The organism is Halalkalibaculum sp. DA3122 (assembly GCF_043951865.1).
GTDB lineage: Bacteria > Bacteroidota > Rhodothermia > Balneolales > Balneolaceae > JAMQKA01.
In genome coordinates this window covers 1-502 of sequence record NZ_JBINJF010000113.1, presented here as the reverse complement: position 1 = coordinate 502, position 502 = coordinate 1, and the positions used below count along the sequence as shown (strand labels likewise).

Annotated in this window: 1 protein-coding gene; it reads right to left on the bottom strand. The window is 63.3% G+C overall.

Annotated features, from left to right (window positions below; all coding sequences use genetic code 11):
- Nucleotides 1-502: RNA polymerase sigma-70 factor (locus ACG2F4_RS19415; protein WP_395262600.1), on the bottom strand; the 502-nt coding region annotated here is incomplete at both ends.

Below are 502 nucleotides of genomic sequence, written 5' to 3'. Positions count from 1 at the left end.
AGGGCTTCCCGCAGGAGTTTGAGGGCCCGGCTCATCTGCGATTCGACCGTCTTCGGGGAGATATCCAGCAGCCCGGCAATCTCGCGGTAGGTCAACCCGTCCTTCCGCGAGAGCTTGTAGATCCGGCGGGCCCCGTCCGGCAGATCCTCAATCGCCTGGCGGGCTACCCGCACAAACTCCGAGTCCTCCTCCACACTGTGACGCTGGGTAACCGGGCTCGGCTGCAGCCACTCGATCTTTTGGTTGTGCTCGGCGGCCAGCTCCCGGTGCTTGACCTTGTTGAGTGCCTTGTTGCGGACGCACTGGTACAGGTAGGAGCGCACGTTCTGGTCCGGGTCCAGCTCCCGGCGGGCCTCCCAGGCTTCCATAAACACATCCTGAACCAGCTCCTCGGCCACGTGCGTGGAGCGCACGTACCGCCAGCAAAAATTGCACAACGGCTCATACAGGGCCAAAAACAGCTCCCGGAACGAGGACCGGTCCCCCTCACGAATGCGCCGTA